We start from the raw sequence: 18,878 nt of genomic DNA, 5'->3' as shown, positions 1-18,878 counted from the left end.
GATATACATCCGTGTATCCATATGCCGCCATGTCTCCATGCGCTGCTATGTATCACATATACAGATCCGGATTTACCGCAACACCATTCAGCTCTACCTGGAAATGGAGATGGTTCCCGGTGGAATATCCGGTCGTACCGACCGCTCCGATCTGCTGTCCCTTCTCTACATACTGCCCGGCGGTCACACATAATGCGCTGTGGTGCATGTACTTTGTGACCAGCCCGTTGCCATGGTCAATAACCACCCAGTTGCCGGCGCTGCTGCTCCAGCCCGCGATCGTGACCCGCCCGGCTGCCGCCGCATAAGTCGGGGTTCCTGCAGGCGCAGCATAGTCATGCCCTTTATGGGGTACCGGGTCAAAATCTCTCACCTCGCCGAAATAACTGGACTGATAACTGTACCCCGGACAAGGATGGGTGAAAAATCCGTTCCCGCTGACCACATTCGGCCCGCCCTGGATCCAGTTCGTACCGCTCTGCATCTCCTGCTGGACTCTCGCCTCTTCCTCGGCCTGCGCCTTCAGCTGTGCAAGGAGCGCAGAATTTTCATCGATCTTATCCTGGATCTCCGCAAGCTCTGCCTCATTGCTGTCGATCAGCGTCTGCACTTCTTCCTGCTGCGTGATCAGATCCGTCTGGAGTGTATTGAGTTCTTCATACTCTGCCTGGATCTCTTCTTCTTTTTCCTCTACCTCTTCCACTGTATCCTGATACCGGATCAGCTCATTCCTGTCATATTCTGAAATCTGGGAAACATACTCCGCTTTATTGAGGAAGTCCCCCATATTTTCACTCTCCATGAGAACCTCAAACAGCTGGTTGCCGCCGCTCTCGTACATATACTTGATGCGCACTTTCATGCTCTCGTACTGATTGCTCGCGTCAATCTGCGCCTGGGCAAGCTCATTCTCAACTTCCTCGACCTCTGCCTTCTTCGCATCCAGCTTTGACTTCGTGTCCTCCATATTTTTGATAATGGAATCCAGCTTTTCCGCCAGCGATGCCTTTTCAGCCTCAGCGGCGTCCTTCTGGTCTTCCAGCTCATCCGCCTTCTGCTGCGCATCATTCAGAGTAACGGCATTGACATTGAGTGCCAGCCCCGCTGTCAGGACAGCTGCCATTGCCAGTCCTCCCAGTCTCCTCATTCGTCTTTTCATAGCAGAGTCTCCTCCTGTTATCATACTTTCAGGTGCTTGCGCACGGTGAAGAAACTTCCCAGGAAACCAATCCCGATCCCCATCACCAGTCCGATCGGGAGAAGGATCTGGTAAACTGTACCTACCGGCAGGAAATCAATGATATTCTGCAGGATACTGAATTTCTCCATAATATACTCTACTGCCTTATCATACAGGAAGTACAGCAGCACAAGCGGTATCGCCGCGCCGAAGATACCGATGATCAGACCTTCGATCACGAACGGCGACCGCACCACAAAGTCTTTCGCTCCAATGTACTTCATGATCGCGATCTCTTCTTTCCGGACAGTGATACCCATGGTAACCGTATTACTGATCAGGAAGATAGACACACCGAACAGAATGATAATGATCGCGATCGACACGACTGCCACAAGAGTATTCACACTGGACAGCGTGTTCGCCACCACATCGGAGCGGTTGACCTCCCTGACTCCGTCAAGTTTCTGGGCGAATTCCACGAGTTCTTTCTGTGTCGCGGACAGAGAACGGCTTCTCGCCAGAAGACTCTGGTTATCATCCATCGTCTTCATATACACTTCATAGTTATCCGAGCTCGCCAGCGGGTTGTCGTTTTTGAACCCTTCCGCAAGTTCCGGGTTGTCCCCAAAATACTGTTTCTGGAATTCTTCCCACGCCTCATCAGCCGAAACATATACTACTTCCGACACACCTTCGTGGTTTTCCAGCTCTTCCCCGATTTCCCTCTTCTGTGCATCCGTGGCATCCTCATCGAAAAATACGGTGATCGCCACGCCTTCCTCTGCGGTCCTGATAATGTACTGAAAGTTTACAAGGATCGAGAAAAATAAACCAAACAGGAAGATACAAGCTGACATCGTCGCAATGGATGCGAGAGAAAACATCTTGTTCCTCCAGATATTCTTAACGCCCTGTTTTCCGACGTATCCTACTGTACTAATCCTCATCTATATACCCACCTTTTTGTTCATCACTGACGATCACGCCCTGTTTCATCGTGATAACGCGCTCGTTCATCTCGTTTACGATCTCCTGGTTATGCGTAACGACAAGGACTGTCGTCCCACGCTCATTTGCCTCCTTCAGGATACTCATAATCTCCCATGAGTTCGTCGGGTCCAGGTTTCCTGTCGGCTCGTCGCACAACAAAATGGCAGGCTCATTTACGAGAGCCCTTGCAATTGCGACACGCTGCTGCTCTCCACCTGAGAGCTCCTTCGGGAAGGACTTATATTTCTGTGCCAGTCCTACCAGTGAAAGCGCAGCAGGCACCTTCTTCTTGATCACTCTGGTCGGCGTCTCTGTCACACGCAGCGCAAATGCGATATTCTCATAAATATTTCGGTCTTTTAAAAGACGGAAGTCCTGGAATACAACGCCAAGTCCCCTTCTGTATTTGGCGATATGGCGGTGCTTCATCCGGTTTAAGTTCTGTCCGTTCACGATGATCGTTCCCTCGGTCGGGTTCAGCTCCTTCATGATAAGGCGGATCAGAGTGGATTTACCTGAACCGCTGTCGCCGACGATGAAAACGAACTCTCCCCGTTCGATCTTAACGGAAACACCGTTAAGAGCAGCATTCCCTTTGGAATACTCCTTCGTCACGTTCCTTAATTCAATCATATGTTCCTCCTAATTATTCATACTCCTGCGTATATTAGTACTCTAATGACTCCATATATTTCATGTACTTCACGACCATGAGCGCGATCTTAAAAGTGATCGCATCTTCAAACACGCGAAGATCCAGCCCGGTGCTCTTCTGGAGCTTATCCAGCCTGTATACAAGAGTATTTCTGTGAATATAAAGCTGCCTGGACGTCTCTGATACATTGAGACTGTTCTCAAAGAATTTATTGATCGTCGTCAATGTCTCCTCATCAAATTCGTCCGGAGATTTCCCCTCGAAAATCTCTTTGATAAACATCCTGCACAGCGGGAGCGGGAGCTGATAGATCAGACGCCCGATGCCCAAAGTCGCAAACGCTATGATATCTTTCTCATCGAAAAAGATCTTCCCCACATCAAGGGCAAGTTTTGCTTCCTTATAAGACTTGGAAACTTCCTTGATATCATTGACAATGGTTCCGTATGCAATGCGGATCCGCTCTTCCTCTCCCTCGCTGTGGAGCGTATCCAGCATTTCCTTCGCCATCTTTTCAAGTTCCCTGCCGCTTTCTTTATCCGTCAGTTCCTTGACCACAATGATATTCTTCTCATCAACGGCAGTGATGAAATCTTTTGACCTGCCGCCGAGAAGGCTCCTTACGTTTTCAAGCGCTGCATTGTCTTTTTCGTGCGATGTCTCAATAATAAAGATAACACGTTTTGCCTCTGTGTCAATATGTAATTTTTTCGCGCGGTTGTAAATGTCTACTAAAAGCAGGTTGTCAAGGAGAAGATTCTTGATGAAATTGTCTTTGTCAAATCTCTCCTTATATGCCACGAGAAGGCTCTGGATCTGGAACGCCGCGATCTTGCCCAGCATATACACATCCTCGCTGTCTCCATCCGCAAGCAGTACATACTCCAGCCTCTGCTCGTCAAAGATCTTGAAAAACTGACATCCCTGGATCACCTGGCTGTCCGCAGGAGATTCAACAAAAGAGAGCACCGCCTCACTTCTGTCCTGCCCGCTCTCAAATGTAGCCGCCAGTTCTTTGCCCTCCGTATCAAGGACACAGAAATCCACTCTTGAGATCCCCTTCAGCCCCTCTATTGTATTTTGCAGTATCTGATTAGAAATCATGTCTTTCCCTCCGCTCCTTTAGTTATACCATGTACATTTTTCACAAATTTTAAACCCAAATAACTTCTTCCGTTCACATACTCATGTAATATATTAATGCAAAACATCAAAAAAAGAAAGAGGAAATGCATTCTTTTTATGCATTTCCTCATAGTTTTTACAAAAAATTCATATTTTCTGCCATATACATTCTTCACAAAATGCCGGTTCATCCCCTCTGCTGTTCTTTTCCGGCACGCCAGGAAAACAGAAACTTCCTGAAAAAATGCTTCACCCTGCCCGACGGTCTGCGCGCCTTGTATCCATCCCGGAATACAGCTCCGCACCCAAGCCATACCTTCGCGTTGAGCAGGACCCTGTTCCTTCCGACAAACTGTTCCTGGTACGGAGAGCCAAGCACGGAGAGGATACAGTCTGTTTCCGTACCGTTTATCTCGTTGACCACACTTTCCTCTCTGTTGTCATCCGGCTTAATGATCCCGCTCCCCGTCAGGCGGATCCCCCTGCCATACCTGCGCAGCGCGTCCGCCGCATGCTGCAGGTTCTCATCCGTATCTGCGAGCAGGAAAACTTTCATCTGATTTTTCTGGAGATATTTGAGAAAAAGCTTTAAAAAAGTATGGTCTGCTGTCTCCTTCTCCAGGTTCCTGCCGCCTGCATCCCCTGCTTTTAATATCTCCGCCTCTCCGGGTATCACAAGCCCGGACTCATTCACCAGATTTTTCCATTCCGTGTCCTCCCTGCCGTTCATCAGGTCTCTCATGGACAGGATCTCTATTGTATCAACCAGGTCGTTTTCCATAAACTGCATTGCCTGAAGCATAGCTTCTTTTGCGGTAAGGCAGTCCAGTACCACACCCATGACTTCTATGCTATCTGCCATAACTACATCACCTATCGTCTCCCCAGTTGTACAATTTTATCAAATATCTGCTTTTTTGTAAAGATTTTACTGCGCCTGTTTTTCGTTTTTGCCCGTCCGTTTTTGCCCGTCTGTTTTTATCCGTTTTGCTGTCTTTACGGTTCCTGTTTTTTCTTTTTCGTAACCAGCCCCCCTATCCGCCCGGTCTCTTTCGAAGTCAGCGACTTCCACCCCTGGGACAGCACCTTATCCAGGAGCCCTAACTCCTCCGCCACTTCATACTTCAGCTTTTCCTCCGGCTCCAGATTCTTCAGGTCGATCGGTTTTTCCTTCTTTTTACTCATAGCAAGCCCTTCCTTCCGTCTTCTTTCCCCAGAAGTATTGCCGGGCCCTCCCCCAAATATACAAATCTGTATTTGTGGGGGAGCCGGGCGATTGGATGAACGTCCGAAAACCGTTGGTTTGATGCAGGACGTTTTCGCGGCGGGCGGGGATATGGCTCAGGTTCCGGTTCCGTAATCTGGGAAAGACGTAAAAGGGAGAAAGCATGGCTAAAAGCAATTGTCCGGCGGAAGATTCGGCTCCGCCTCAGGCATCCGCCGGACAATTAACGCCACGCTTTCTCCCTTTAAGTCTTTCCGGCAGATTACTCCAAGTCACCGTCGCCATATCCCCGTCCGCCGCGAAAGGTGCATCAAAGGAGCGGTTTTCTGCGCGCATCCGATCGGAAGATCCCCGCAGTCAAATGCTGGATTTCGAAAGTTGGATGAAAGGGGATCTTCTGTAGCGAAACAGGAATTTTTATCGGACGGAAGGTGATGTGGGCTTCCGGGAGGGGATATTAGCCGTTCGATTTGGCGCAGCGAGCTACGCCTCTCTGGCTATAGAATTCTGCCTGCTGAGGGGATTTTACTTTTTTGCGGAGAGTTTTTCCCCATTGTATGTTTTTGCTGGCTGGGGATGGGTTACTTTTTGTCGAAGACGTTCCCCTCTCTCACTACGTTTTTAAACGCTGCATTTGTCGGGGGCTTCCGGCTTGAGTAAACCAGAAAACAGCGAAGCGCCTTTTCGAAAACCCTTCAGCACGGGTGTGTGGGTGTCTGAGGTGACTGCGGAGGGGCTTGAAAAAACTTGAAATCCGGGACTATGCGTTGAGATCAGCAGGGGGCTTGTCTGAGGCAACGCCGAGTTGCGCCCTGCTGATCTCTGTCTTTAGCATAGTCCCGGATTTCTTAGTTTTTGCTGCCACGGAGCCCCGGAGCCGAAGCCACCCACACACCCGTGCTGAATACGTCTTCTATAAACCGTGCTTCACTGTTTTCGGACGTTTAACCAATCTGTCGGCTCCCCCGCAAATACAGATTTTACTCTGACAGGCCTTCCGCCTCGATGACTTCTACCACGCTGTCCACATACTTCGCGCAGATCTCATCTGACGCCGCCTCGACCATGACGCGGATCACCGGTTCTGTGCCGCTCTCGCGCACGAGGATGCGCCCGTCGCTTCCAAGCTCGTCTGCGACTTTCTGCACCGCTGCCTGCACTGCCGGATTTTCCCTTGCGGTCTTCTTATCCTTCACGCGGACATTTTTCAAAAGCTGCGGGAAGATCTTCACTTCATCCGCCAGCTTGCCGAGAGTCTGCTTCTTCTCCAGGATAACTTCCATGATCATCAGGGAAGTCAGGATACCGTCGCCTGTCCTCGCATGTTTGCTGAAGATGATATGTCCGGACTGCTCGCCGCCGAGCACGAATCCGTTCTTCAGCATGTTTTCATATACGTACTTGTCGCCGACTGCTGTCTGCTCATACTTCATTCCGATCTTATCGCATGCCTTGTAGAGCCCCAGGTTTGACATCACTGTTGTGACGATCGTGTTGCCCTCCAGGCGTCCCTGCTCCATCAGATATTTGCCGCACACGTACATGATACGGTCGCCGTCCACGACGTTTCCGTTCTCATCTACCGCGATACACCGGTCTGCATCTCCGTCATACGCGAATCCGACATCCAGCTTTTTCTCTTTTACAAACTCCTGGAGCACATGGATATGGGTGGAGCCGCAGTCCGTATTGATATTCGTGCCGTCCGGCTCGTTATTGATCACATAAGTCTTTGCTCCCAGCGCGTCAAACACGCTCTTCGCGATAGCAGAGGAGCTTCCGTTCGCGCAGTCAAGTCCTACCCTCATATCTTTAAAGGACCTTGTCGCCAGGGAGATCAGATGCCCGATATAGCGGTTTCTTCCCGCTGCATAGTCCACAGTGCGCCCGATCTTTTCTTTTGTGGCAAGGGGAAGCTCTTCTGTCTCGCCGTCAATGTATGCCTCGATCTTCTCCTCGACTTCTGCCTCCATCTTATGCCCTGCACTGTTGATCACTTTGATCCCGTTGTCATAGAAAGGATTGTGGCTTGCTGAGATCATGATCCCGCAGTCAAAATCTTCTGTCCTTACAACATAGGAAACGCTGGGTGTTGTAGTAACGTGGAGAAGGTACGCGTCTGCCCCGGAAGCTGTCAGTCCTGCGGCCAGCGCATACTCAAACATATAGCTGCTCCTTCTTGTATCCTTGCCGATCACGACTCTTGCCTTGTGATCCTGTCCGAAATACCATCCCAGATAGCGTCCCACTTTAAATGCGTGCTCCACTGTCAGGACGACATTCGCCTCGCCCCGGAAACCGTCTGTCCCAAAATATTTACCCATAGCAATCTACCTCTTGATCTTCCATAATATTTATGCCGGAGACGGACTGTTCATCCGCTTGCTCTGACACATTCACATTATATTACTATTACATAACGGTTACAAGTATTTCTTTTTTGTTACGCAAGTATTTACACAGGAAAATTTTTAGAATATACTGTAAGCACTGTCCCCGGGATTTCTCAGGACCCGCGGCAGTCTTTACCGACAGACCAGAGAAAACAAAAAACAGTACAACAGTCTGATGAATGAACAGAACGGAGATTTTTTATGATAAAACTGATCGCAAGCGACCTGGACGGCACCCTGCTGCAGAATGGCGCCCAGGAACTCACCCCAAGAGCGGTAAAACTGATCCATGAGATCACGCAGAAAGGGATCCATTTTGCAGCTGCGAGCGGCCGCCAGTATGACAATGAGCGCCGTGTCTTCCACGAGATCAGGGATGAGATCTCATATATAGCGGAAAACGGTTCCCTGTGCATCCACCAGGGGAAGGTCATTTCCCGCGGAGTGATCCCGGACGGCCTCGTCCGCCGGATCCTGGATGAGATCAAAAAGTGCCCCGGATTTGAAATCGTTGTGTCAAAGGAAGACGCCTGCTATATCGAAGATAATGATAAAGAATTTGTCAACCACATCGTCAATGTCATGCACAATACCACAAAGATCGTGGATGATGTGCGGGATGTGGAAGGACCGGTACTGAAGATCGCCATCGCCAATATGGCCTCCCACGACATGGAAGGATATCTGAAACATCTCCGGGAAATGTTCGCTTCTGAGATCAAAGTAGTGACTTCCGGGCATGTCTGGATCGACTTTATCGTGCCGGACTGCAACAAAGGGACCGCCCTGATGAAGCTCATGGAGCTCTTCGGTGTCAGGCCCGAAGAATGCATCGCCTTCGGGGACCAGTACAATGACGTGGAGATGCTGGAAGCGGCAGGCATAAGCTATGCCATGGCAAACGCGGTCCCCGGTATCGCGGAACACGCAGACTATGTAACGGACTCTGTAGAAGATGTCCTGGAAGAGATCCTCCGCTCCCTGTGAGCCGGCGGATCTTTCCCTTAGGATCCAACAGACCTTTCCCCTATGATCCAACGGGCCTTTCCCGCATGAGCCGGCCGATGATCCTCCGGGGTCACACACGGAATTTCTTCTTTATTTCTCTTACAAACTCTTTCCCTTTAAATATAACGAGCCCGAGCAGGAACAGAAGGCTCACGCCCGCGCAGATCACGGATGGATACGGAACAGATACCACGCCCGCCGCGAGCAGGATAAACGGGATCAGCCCGAACGCCCCTGCCTGCGCCAGATAGAACAGATACTCCGCCGCCTCCATCCTGCACGCCGCGGACACGATCACCATGGACAGCAGGGTCACCAGTGCGGCGAGAGGGATAACATAATCCACGGACCATCCAAGCCAGCCGGTAAATATATCCCAAAGCACAGCGCCCGCGGACACGATCGTAAGCTGCCACATCCCGTTTTTGAGCGGGTTTTTCCTCTTGCGGAACCCCACCATGATCAGCAGCCATGTACAGAACACCCCGCCCGTCACATATCCGGCCCACCAGGCGCCCGGCGTGAGCAGGTAATCGAGCATCCAGCAGACCACAACTGCCACAGTGCAGGTAAAGGTAAAGATGCGCAGGCCCATGAGCGCAGACCGTGAAGGCTTCTCCCGGTATCCCGGGAAATCATTTTCTTCCACCCGGCAGGCGATGCCCTGCCCTTTGAGTATATTCACGAAATTGCGGCAGATATTGGAATTCATGATCTTTGAGGTAAACCCCAGTACCAGCGCGTCCCCATACGAGCAGGAACAGAGCTGGAGCTTATCCGTGCTGGCGAAGAATCCGAACCGTTTAATATACCGCTCATATCCCTCAGGCATCCGGATGCGCCCGATATTGGAATACACTGCTGTCACACTGCGTCCGCCAAGCGTCGTTCCCGCCATGAGGAAAAGATTTTTGATCTCAAGAGGCACCGCTCGCAGGAAGGGATTTTTCTCCAGGCGGACCAGGTCATTCATGCGGCACGATATCTCTTCCCTTAGTGCATCTTTTCCGAACGCTTCTTTCATCCTGCTGACCACATCTTCGAGGCTGGCATTTTCCCCGAGCGTCTGGGCGGTCTCGATCCAGCTCCAGAAATTCGTCATGGACTCCGACGGGAAAAAATTTCTCAGATTCACGGGGATCATCAGCGACACCGGCTTTTTCAGCCTGCTCCTGGGGACCTCCTCATAGATCGCATAGAGGAGAGCCGCCGCAAGGAAGGCGGTCACTGACACGCCGTACTCTCTCGCTTTCGCGTGGACCTCACGGGCGGACAGTGTCAGCTCCGTGATCTCCATTTCTTCCTGTTCCAGGCGTTCTCCCTTCATCTGAAACGCGGGCTTTGACTTCGCTGTCTTCTTCTTTTTCCCTGTATAATACTGGGAGAAGCTGTCCTCCTCATAATCGTTCTGCGTCAGTTCATCTCCATTGTCCACCTCCGGGAAGTCCTCTCCCGGATGGGCCTGCATCAGATAATTCCGCACAAGCTCTTTCAGGAAGTTCATCGCCCCGGTGCCGTCGGTCAGCCCGTGGAACACTTCAAAATTAATCCTGTTTTTGTGGTATGTCACTTCAAAGAGCAGCTTCTTCTGATCCGGCACATAGATCCTGCTGCACGGGGGACGGTTTTCCGGGCGCACTTCCGCCGGGATATCCCTGGGCTCCATGTAGAACCAGAACACTCCTTTCCTGAGGACTGAGAGGAAGAGCGGGTATTTCTCCAGCGTCAGGTCCAGCGCCTTCTGAAGGATGCCTTCCTGAACCTCTTCTCTCAGAGTACAGTAAAAGCGGAAAACTCTTGTATCCTTTTTCCCCGTGGCCGCGGGGAACGCCTGCGCCGCATTGTCCAGTTTTCTCCACTGGCTCTTTCTTTTTTCCCTCACTGCTGCTCCCTCCTCTCTCTTCTATAACAGTGCCTGCTCCACACTCAGGAAGCGGTTGATATGACGGAAGCTCTCCTGTACATAAAACTGCTGTATCCCCAGCGCAAAATACCCGTGGAGCGCTCCTTCTATCCTCTCCACCCTCACCCGGCATCCCGCTTCTCTCAGCTTGCGCCCGTAGTCTTCCCCCTCATCTCTCAAAGGATCAAACTCCGCTGTAAGTATGAGCGTATCCGGAAGGCCGGAAAAATCCTCCGCCAGAAGCGGGGCGAAATACGGGTCCAGCCTGTCCTCCTCCGTGCGGGCATAGAGCTTTACATAATCTTCCATCTTTACGCTTGTCAGCAGATATCCCGTACCGTTTGTCCTCACAGACTCATAGGGCGAATCCTCTGTATAACAATTGTAGAGCGCAGGATAGATCAGGATCTGTCTCGCCGGGGAAAAGTCCCCGGTATCCCTTGCTTTCATACACACAGCGGCAGCCAGGTTTCCGCCTGCGCTGTCCCCCATGACCGTGATCCGCCTGGGATCGAGCCCGGGCAGGATCTTCCCGCCGAAAAGCGCCTCAGCCACTGCATAGCAGTCCTCAAACCCGTCGGGGAATCTGTGTTCCGGCGCAAGGCGGTATTCTGCGGACAGGACAAACCGCCCGGTGGACTGTGCCATCCTGGAGCATACCCTGTCGTAAGTCTCTACGCTCTCCGTGGTCCATCCACCGCCATGGAAGAAGAGGATCACCCCGGGATCCCAATTTTCCTCTTCCGATACAGCCCCGTTCCCGCTTACAGGTGCCCTCTCGCTCACTGCCGCTTTCTCGTCCGGGAAATACAGGCGTACCGGGACTTTATAGCTGCCGTTGTAGATTTCCGTATCCAGTTTTTTCAGAAAGATCCGCATGGGATCCAGTTTTTTGAGATCCGCCAGGCGCCGCGCGGACTCCACCTCGATATTGCCGTAGGACAGCGCCTGAAGGATCGCTCTTACTGCCTTTGTCATCGTATCTCCATCATCTCAGTTCCACGACCGCGTACGGCGCGCTTTTTTCATCGCAGAGTTCCACGATATAGCCTTCCTGCGTCTTTGCCGTCCTGGGGAAGATCATATCTCCGAGTACGGCGGATTTCCTGTAATCCACTCTCACCTGCCTCACGTCCGGGTCCGCCGGGAGCATTTCCAGCGCCATCTGGACATACTGGCAGTTATTCACATGCTCGTTTGTGTCGATATGGTATTTTCTCACAGGGAAAGGTTCTCTGTCTTCCAGCTCCTCCGGCACAGTGATCTTCCGCCCTTCGTAGGGCATGTCCAGGGGCTCATGCACGCCGTAGGGGGCGATATCCCCTTCCGCCGGGCGGCAGGGGCGCCCCTTCTCCAGATCCATGAACACCCAGATGGAATTCGCACAGGCAGTCACATTTCCCGCCTCATCCTTCATATAAAAGTTACGGTTTCCGAAGAGTCCTTTGAATTCTGTGGCAAAGGTGCCCACTGTGATCTTCTCGCAGAGCTTCGGGCATCGTCCGACCACGATCTGCCAGTAGGAAAGCACCCATGCTTTTTTCTCCTGCCTGAGATGCTCCATCCCCAGCCCCACTGTTTCCGAATGGAATGTGCTGCAATCCTGAAAATAGTTGATCAGCGCCGGAATGGTCATTGTCCCCCTGTGGCCGATCTCGCTGTACCTGACTCTTGCTTCAAATTCATAGCTGTTGTTTTCTGCTCTCTGCATACTGCTGCACTCCTCTGCCTGGTTTATTTCTCCGGTCCTTCTTCCGGCTTTGCCACGTAATCATAATCCACTGTTATCACACACTCATACCTGGGATCCGCTTCTTTGATCCTCTCCGCCAGCCTGACCGGGAGCTCTTCTCTCGTCTTCTCGTCATATTCAATGGGGATCACCATATCAAAAATAAGATTGCTCTGCGCTTCTCCGTGTACGACCCGGAAATCATGGATACTGCACGACGGGTCCATTTCCTTTAATATTTTTTCCACTTTCTCACGGATACGGAGCACTCTCTCATCCTTCATCTCAACAGGGTCCATATGTATGACAAGGAAAATCCCGAGCTGTTTTGACGCCTCCCTCTCGATCCGGTCAATGATCTCATGAGACTGTCCGATATCCACATCATTCGGCACCTCCGCGTGGATAGAAGCCATGCTCCGCCCCGGGCCGTAATTGTGTACGATCAGGTCGTGGGTACCCGCGATCCCGTCGTAACTCTCCACGAATTTCTTGATCTGGTCATAGACTTCCGGGTCGATCGCCTCGCCGATCAGAGGTTCCAGCGTGTCCTTCGCGATGCCCACACCTGCCCACATGACTACAAGTGCTACCCCGACTCCGACAAAACCGTCGATATTGATCCCTGTGACGCCGAAAAAGACGATAGAAAGGATCGTGGCTCCCGTAGTGATCACATCACCCATGGAATCCGTAAAGACTGCCATCATCACCTTGGAATCGATCTTCTGCCCGAGCTTTCTGTTGAACATCCCCAGCCAGAGCTTCACAGCCACCGACAGGATCAGGATGACAACGGACACAGCCTGGAAATTCAGCGTCTCCGGCGTCCATATCTTGCTGAAGGAATCTTTCAGGAAGGTGAACCCCACTTCCAGCACAAGGAAAGACACGATCAGAGCCGCGATATATTCGATCCTGCCATGCCCGAAAGGATGGTCTCTGTCCGCCGGCTTCTCCGCCATCTTCACGCCCACAAAGCTGATGATAGATGATCCTGCGTCGGACAGGTTGTTAAATGCATCCGCTGTGACGGAAACGCTGTGGAGCACCAGGCCCACGATAAATTTTACAATAAAAAGAAACACATTACAGAAGATACCCACAATGCTGGCGAGCACCCCATATGCCGTCCGCACGGATATCTTCTCCACGTCTTTATAATCCTTTATAAAATGTCTTACCAAAAATTCTGTCATTGCTATTTCCTTTGCCAGAAAAACCAGCTCACTTTAAAATCTGATGTGGCTGTTATCCTGGAATACTCCTCTTCTGTCAAAACATTCTTAAGCTTCTCTCTGCCCTCTTCCGGCACGACCGCATTGGCGGAGTCCAGAAAGCAGAGCCCCGGATAGAGCACGCACCACCAGTTATGTCCCTCTGCGGCGCCGATCTCTACGCGCAGCGCCTCGTAGTTCCCTGCCGGGAATGTAAGGTCACCGTAGGTCCTGTCCGGGAACCAGCAGGTCGTGACCGCGGCGCTGACAGGATAATCCGCTCCTTCTGCTGCCACAGTCTCCCGGCTGACCGCCTCGATGTCATCGATGTGCTCCCTCATCCAGGCTGCTGTCCCGGAAGCGCCGTCCATCTCCGGCATGGTTTCTTCCAGGAAGCCCAGCACTGAGTCCCTCACCTTCAGTTTCAATGCCTGATCCGCATCGCTGTCACTGTTGGCAAGGACATGGAATCTCAGCACCTCCTGCGCCAGATGCTCCTGCATCTCAGCCTGCACGGCGGCATCTGCCCTCCGGCACAGGATCCCTGTGAGAAGTATGGCTATGCCTGCTGCCAGGAGCAGGATGATCCATGCCATATTTCTCTCCCGCTTCTGTATTGTCTGAATATAAGAACCTTCCATATGTATCTCCTCCATATCTGATCATTTTCTTTGATATCATTTCACAAATATCTTTTTCAGATATCCAGAGTATAGACAGATATGGAAGTTTTATACAGGCGGTCTCTATTCTTCGTCCCTGTGGCGCAGTGTCCCCACCACGGTGTCCACCTGGTTGTTGATATGCTGGCCCGTGATCGCGGTCGCCTTCTCTTTGTCGTGGCTTTCGATCGCCTCTATGATCGACCTGTGCTCTGCCAGCAGCTGGGGATAACACTCTTTCTTTTTCAGGTATTCGATCCGGTAGCGGTACATCTGCTCCCGCAGATTATTCAGGAGCTGGATCAGCCTTCCGTTATTTGTAGCGGTAAAGATCACATCGTGGAACGCCTCGTCCGCCTGCGCGATCAGAGTGATGTCGTCACTGTCCAGCACGTCTCTGAAATGGTCCGCCGCCGCCTGCAGTTTGCCCAGCTCTTCCCGGTCGATGCGGTCGCATGCGAGCTGGACTGCCAGCTCTTCCAGAGCACAGCGCACTTCCAGGACATCCCTTAAGTTTTTCTCCGTGATCTCCGCCACCTCCGCACCCTTCCGCGGGATCATGAGGACAAGACCTTCCAGCTCAAGCTTACGGATTGCCTCCCTGATCGGAGTGCGGCTCACCCCTAATTTGTTTGCAAGTTGGATCTCCATGAGCCTTTCGCCCGGTTTCAGCTCTCCCCGCAGGATCGCCCTGCGCAGTGTATTGAACACGACGTCCCGGAGCGGGAGATATTCATTCATCGTAACTTCAAAATCAATTGGCATCCTGATCCCTCCTCACACTGTGTATACTCGTCACATACACCTGCCTGGTCAGTGACTTTTCTCTGATCCGTCTCTGTGCCTCGCGGGCCGCTGCCCTGCTCTCGAACAGTCCGAACACCGTCGGCCCGCTCCCGCTCATCATCGCGTTCAGGGCGCCCGCGTCTTTCATTTCCTGCTTGATCTGCTCGATGACCGGATGCATGGGGATCGTCACATCTTCCAGCACATTTCCCATGCACGCTGCCACCTGCTTTAAGCTGTGTTTCTCCAGCCCGTCGATGATTCCGTCGATGTCCGGGTGCTCCGCGATCTCCTTTGCATCCAGCGCTTCATAGACGACCTTTGTGGACACGCTCACCGGCGGTTTCGCGATCAGGACCGTACATTTCGGCATCGCCGGCAGTACGCTCAGCTCCTCACCGATCCCCTCTGCGAGCACAGTGCCCCGCATGATGCAGTAGGGGACATCCGCGCCCAGGCGGACTCCCCTTGCCATCAGTTCCTCCTGTTTCAGCCCCAGGCGGAACATCCTGTTCATCCCGAACAGGACCGCCGCCGCATTGGAGCTGCCGCCGGCAAGCCCCGCAGCCACCGGGATATGCTTATTTAATGTGATCCTGACCCCGGCAGGGATATGAAACTCTTCCATTAAAAGCTTCGCAGCCTTATACGCGATATTACCCTCTCCCGTTGGCAGGAAACTTAAATTAGATGCCAGCGTGATCCCCGGCGCTTCTGTCTTTTCTATCTTCACTTCGTCGTACAGATAGATCGACTGCATGACCATCCTCACATCATGATAGCCATTCTCCCGTCTTCCAAGTACATCCAGCCCCAGATTGATCTTTGCCAGCGCTTTCAGTTCAATCTGATTCATCCTGAGTTCCCCTTTTTTCTGAATTTTCTGATTACTTTGCCAAGAGGGGTCAGACCCCTCTTAAAAGGGGTCTGACCCCTTTTCCTCTTCTGTATGTTGTATACATTGTACTTACAGTATACTCACATTTTCTTTCAAAATCAACAGTTTATCACCTGGTCTTACGTTTTCGCTGTCGAGCCCGTTGATCTCCATGATCCCCTCCACTGTGGTCATATATTTTTTCGCGAGGCTCCACAGGTCTTCTCCCGCCTGTACAATGTGCCCCACTATGCCCGGGCGTTCTTCCGCTGCCTCTTTATCCGCCGGCCGCATCCTTACATCCGTGATCATCTCGATGGGGATCTGTTTCCTCAGGAAGACATCAAAAGCCAGGACTGCTTTTACCTCCACTGCCTCGCTTCCCGCCAGCGTCACGGCAAGCTGTTCCACATGGCTCGACAGGCTGCTCTCCACATGATCCGGCATATCCGGATATTCGATCAGATAGGAAAATGGCAGGATGCCCTGCCAGCTTCCGTAAGGCTCCATATCATCTCCCCGCAGATACAGGAAAGACAGATGGAGGATCCCCTCTACCCGTATGCCTTCCTCTGTATACTGCTCGCTCTCCATCTGGATGCTCCCCTGACTGTGCAGGATCTGCAGTACATCTTCTTTTAATTCCGGGAGCGCCAGCCGCTCCGAGACTTTGCACCGGGACTGGTTCTGCATCAGGAGCTCCTCGTACACGACGTCCCTCGTGTCAAACTCGCACACCTGCTCCAGGGAATACATATCCCGGAGCACTTCTGTCTCTTCTTCCTCATAGATATTCATGCGCAGCGCAAGGGTCGCCTCGATCCCGAGGATGCGCATCTCCCCGTCCTCATCCAGCCTGACATCGGCGAGCGTATCTTCGAGAGAATGCCGGATATGGTGGTACATACTTTCTGTCACGCCGTCGCAGGAAATCCGCCCCTCATAGGGGACGCTCTGCTCGATCCAGTCCGCCTTTTCATCAGCGGAAAGATACATACAGAAGACCAGGAGCTCGCCCCGCAGGAGGATCTCATCCTGTCCCAGGCGGATATCCAGCTTACGGCTTCCGATATCTGTAAGCAGTACCTGTCCGATACTTTCCTTCGTCCCGGGAAGTACGATCTCTTCTTTGATCCTGTATGTATCCTTCCCGGAGACCGCCAGCTTCAGAAGATCCAGCTTCTCCTTCCTGCGGTAAACAGGGATCTGGCCCTCTACATCTTCTGTCAGCTCCTCGTCCCTCAGACGCTCTCTTCCAATCTCCATCTCCGCCATCACTCTCAGGCTTAGCTTTCTCGAATTGACTACTGTCCCGGCAAATTCTGTCCGCATGCTGCGGATAAAAAATGTCTCGTTCCCGTCGCTCTCCGCGTAAACCATTTCCTCGAACGGAAGACTCCCCTCGAGCACAGCCGGCTTAGAGTCTACGGAAGCAGTCATGTAAAGGATCCTGAAATAGATTTTTCCGGTCACTTTCACATAGTTTTCCACCGGTCGGATGTCCTCGGTCCTGCATTCTGCATTTCCCTGGATGATCCTTCTCACATCCTCCTTCTGCTCAGGTACATTATAGTCCTCATCCAGGTAAAACTGGTCGAAGATACTCTTCCCCTCCTGCGTATAATGAATCGGTCTTTTGATCAGTTCCATCTCTCTCCTCCTGTCGATCCTTTCTCACACTCAGTCAAATAAGACATCTTTTTCAATATATTCCAGCTCTACGGCCACATATGGGAATGTGGTTTTCTCTTTTGTCTCCTCCCCTTTCCCAGGTCCCAGGAGATTTGTTTCCATGCGGACCGCATCCTGCGTTTCGTACAGCGCCGTTACCTCAACGCTGTATCCTGAGGTCGGCTGCGGGCCATAACCTTCTGCAATATAAAGCTTCCCCTGGTCTGCATAAGTCAACTGAAAGGGCGTTTCCTTATTTTCCCCGATCAGACGCTGCAGCTCCGGGGGAATGTCCTCCTTATCCAACACTGTAAACTCCAGCTCCCGGATCTTCTCCGTGCCCTGCATGCGGACGGCACATCCGGGCAGCATGCATGCTGTCATGAAAATAAAGATCCCCCAGACCAGAGCAGCTCCCCGGGCCAGAACAGATCCCCGGATCTGCTTTTCTGTCTTCCGGAAACGAAGCGCCTTTTCCCTGTCCATCCTTCTTTCCCGCCCCGGCAGTATTTTCCATATAATCATATGTGTTCCGCGGGGGAAATATTCTATTGCCCGGCTGTTTGCCGTAAGCAGTACCCCGCCCGCATCGCTCCCGCAGCCGCCTGTCCCCGACCTGCATAAGTCTTGTTTTTTCGCCACTGCCGCTGTATAATTGTCTTTGCACGATTTACACTATTATTATGGAAAATGGAGACCAGAATATGTTTCGTTTTATCTGTATCGTAATCTTTTTGATCTTGTATCTCATCCTGACCATCCCGGTCCTGATCGCTGAATGGATCATCGGGAAATTTAATCCTTACGCCAGAGATATCAGTTCCCTGCGCATCGTACAGTGGGGATTCAAAGTGATCCTCCGTATGTCCGGCGTCAGGACGACGGTCATCGGAGAAGAAAACATCCCCGACGAGCCGGTCCTTTTCATCGGGAACCACCGCAGCTATTTTGATATCCTGCTCACTTACAGCCGATGCAAAAGGCTGACCGGCTATATCGCAAAAAAAGAAATGGAACGCTATCTCACACTGACGACCTGGATGAAGCGCGTCTACTGCCTCTTCCTTGACAGAAAGGATCCAAAAGAAGGACTCAAGACCATCCTCACTGCGATCGACGATATCAAGAGAGGCATCTCCATCTGCATTTTCCCTGAGGGGACCCGCAACAGCGGTGAGGAGCTGACCCTGCTCCCGTTTAAAGACGGCGCGTTCAAGATCGCGACAAAAAGCGGCTGCGCGATCGTCCCGATCTCCATGAACAACACAGCCGAGATCTTTGAGAACCATCTGCCGAAAGTAAAAAAGACGCATGTGGTCATTGAATACGGGAAACCGATCTATCCGGAAGAACTGGACAAAGACACCAAAAGACATATCGGGGATTATGTAGAAAATATCATACGGGAGACCATAAACAAAAACGCAGGACTCGTATAGGAAACAACAGTT

19 protein-coding genes are annotated in these 18,878 nt (G+C 51.8%); 2 read left to right on the top strand and 17 right to left on the bottom strand.

Features of this window, described 5'->3' with window-relative positions:
• Nucleotides 1–52: 52 nt before the first annotated feature.
• The 8 genes from B5G27_RS12155 to glmM form a co-directional block, all read right to left on the bottom strand.
• Nucleotides 53–1,159, bottom strand: coding sequence for a murein hydrolase activator EnvC family protein (locus B5G27_RS12155; RefSeq protein ID WP_087179137.1), 1,107 nt, complete (start codon nt 1,157–1,159; stop codon nt 53–55).
• Nucleotides 1,160–1,179: 20 nt separating this feature from the next.
• Nucleotides 1,180–2,130, bottom strand: coding sequence for a permease-like cell division protein FtsX (gene ftsX, locus B5G27_RS12150; RefSeq protein WP_087179136.1), 951 nt, complete (start codon nt 2,128–2,130; stop codon nt 1,180–1,182).
• Nucleotides 2,120–2,806 carry a cell division ATP-binding protein FtsE gene (gene ftsE / locus B5G27_RS12145; protein WP_087179135.1) on the bottom strand — a complete coding sequence of 229 codons (687 nt, stop codon included), beginning with the start codon at nt 2,804–2,806 and terminating at the stop codon, nt 2,120–2,122. The genes ftsX and ftsE overlap by 11 nt, the downstream gene beginning before the upstream one ends.
• Before the next feature lie 34 nt (nt 2,807–2,840).
• The gene (locus B5G27_RS12140; RefSeq protein ID WP_087179134.1) at nt 2,841–3,932 is read right to left on the bottom strand and encodes a PucR family transcriptional regulator; all 1,092 of its coding nucleotides are present in this window, start codon (nt 3,930–3,932) and stop codon (nt 2,841–2,843) included.
• A gap of 208 nt (nt 3,933–4,140) precedes the next feature.
• Nucleotides 4,141–4,815 (bottom strand): WecB/TagA/CpsF family glycosyltransferase, encoded by a 675-nt coding sequence (locus B5G27_RS12130; RefSeq protein WP_087179132.1) that lies wholly within the window; start codon nt 4,813–4,815, stop codon nt 4,141–4,143.
• A gap of 134 nt (nt 4,816–4,949) precedes the next feature.
• Entirely contained in the window at nt 4,950–5,138 is a 189-nt protein-coding gene (locus B5G27_RS12125; RefSeq protein ID WP_087179131.1) for a small, acid-soluble spore protein, alpha/beta type, read from the bottom strand.
• Between the two features lie 244 nt (nt 5,139–5,382).
• Entirely contained in the window at nt 5,383–5,514 is a 132-nt protein-coding gene (locus tag B5G27_RS16655) for a hypothetical protein (protein WP_275533029.1), read from the bottom strand.
• Nucleotides 5,515–6,158: 644 nt separating this feature from the next.
• The gene (gene glmM / locus B5G27_RS12115; protein WP_087179130.1) at nt 6,159–7,502 is read right to left on the bottom strand and encodes a phosphoglucosamine mutase; all 1,344 of its coding nucleotides are present in this window, start codon (nt 7,500–7,502) and stop codon (nt 6,159–6,161) included.
• 270 nt (nt 7,503–7,772) lie between these two features.
• Here glmM and B5G27_RS12110 point away from each other — a divergent pair, with 270 nt between their 5' ends.
• Nucleotides 7,773–8,558 (top strand): HAD family hydrolase, encoded by a 786-nt coding sequence (locus tag B5G27_RS12110; protein WP_087179129.1) that lies wholly within the window; start codon nt 7,773–7,775, stop codon nt 8,556–8,558.
• Between the two features lie 91 nt (nt 8,559–8,649).
• Here B5G27_RS12110 and B5G27_RS12105 read toward each other — a convergent pair whose 3' ends face one another.
• The 9 genes from B5G27_RS12105 to B5G27_RS12065 form a co-directional block, all read right to left on the bottom strand.
• A complete protein-coding gene (locus B5G27_RS12105) occupies nt 8,650–10,461 on the bottom strand; it encodes a DUF6320 domain-containing protein (protein WP_087179128.1) in 1,812 nt (603 codons plus the stop codon).
• Nucleotides 10,462–10,482: 21 nt separating this feature from the next.
• Complete coding sequence (locus B5G27_RS12100) at nt 10,483–11,460, bottom strand: alpha/beta hydrolase (protein WP_087179127.1); 978 nt, start codon at nt 11,458–11,460, stop codon at nt 10,483–10,485.
• A 10-nt stretch (nt 11,461–11,470) separates the two neighbouring features.
• A complete protein-coding gene (locus B5G27_RS12095; RefSeq protein WP_087179126.1) occupies nt 11,471–12,193 on the bottom strand; it encodes an acyl-[acyl-carrier-protein] thioesterase in 723 nt (240 codons plus the stop codon).
• Between the two features lie 23 nt (nt 12,194–12,216).
• Nucleotides 12,217–13,413 (bottom strand): cation diffusion facilitator family transporter, encoded by a 1,197-nt coding sequence (locus B5G27_RS12090; protein WP_087179125.1) that lies wholly within the window; start codon nt 13,411–13,413, stop codon nt 12,217–12,219.
• Nucleotides 13,414–13,415: 2 nt separating this feature from the next.
• Nucleotides 13,416–14,072: a stage II sporulation protein R gene (spoIIR, locus tag B5G27_RS12085; protein ID WP_087179124.1), complete on the bottom strand. Its 657-nt coding sequence runs from the start codon at nt 14,070–14,072 to the stop codon at nt 13,416–13,418.
• A 105-nt stretch (nt 14,073–14,177) separates the two neighbouring features.
• Nucleotides 14,178–14,858 (bottom strand): GntR family transcriptional regulator, encoded by a 681-nt coding sequence (locus B5G27_RS12080; RefSeq protein WP_087179123.1) that lies wholly within the window; start codon nt 14,856–14,858, stop codon nt 14,178–14,180.
• Entirely contained in the window at nt 14,848–15,735 is an 888-nt protein-coding gene (ispE, locus tag B5G27_RS12075) for a 4-(cytidine 5'-diphospho)-2-C-methyl-D-erythritol kinase (protein WP_087179122.1), read from the bottom strand. The genes B5G27_RS12080 and ispE overlap by 11 nt, the downstream gene beginning before the upstream one ends.
• Nucleotides 15,736–15,846: 111 nt before the next feature.
• Nucleotides 15,847–17,406, bottom strand: a complete 1,560-nt coding sequence (locus tag B5G27_RS12070) for a DUF3794 and LysM peptidoglycan-binding domain-containing protein (protein ID WP_087179121.1) — start codon at nt 17,404–17,406, stop codon at nt 15,847–15,849.
• Between the two features lie 30 nt (nt 17,407–17,436).
• Nucleotides 17,437–17,913: a protease complex subunit PrcB family protein gene (locus tag B5G27_RS12065; RefSeq protein ID WP_087179228.1), complete on the bottom strand. Its 477-nt coding sequence runs from the start codon at nt 17,911–17,913 to the stop codon at nt 17,437–17,439.
• Nucleotides 17,914–18,131: 218 nt separating this feature from the next.
• Between B5G27_RS12065 and B5G27_RS12060 the strand changes: the two genes are divergently transcribed.
• The gene (locus B5G27_RS12060) at nt 18,132–18,866 is read left to right on the top strand and encodes a lysophospholipid acyltransferase family protein (RefSeq protein WP_087179120.1); all 735 of its coding nucleotides are present in this window, start codon (nt 18,132–18,134) and stop codon (nt 18,864–18,866) included.
• Nucleotides 18,867–18,878: the final 12 nt, after the last annotated feature.

The organism is Lachnoclostridium sp. An76 (assembly GCF_002161355.1).
In the GTDB taxonomy this organism is placed as follows: Bacteria; Bacillota; Clostridia; order Lachnospirales; family Lachnospiraceae; genus Mediterraneibacter; species Mediterraneibacter caccavium.
Note: the sequence above shows the minus strand (reverse complement) of the source record. Positions and strands in the feature narration are given on the sequence as shown.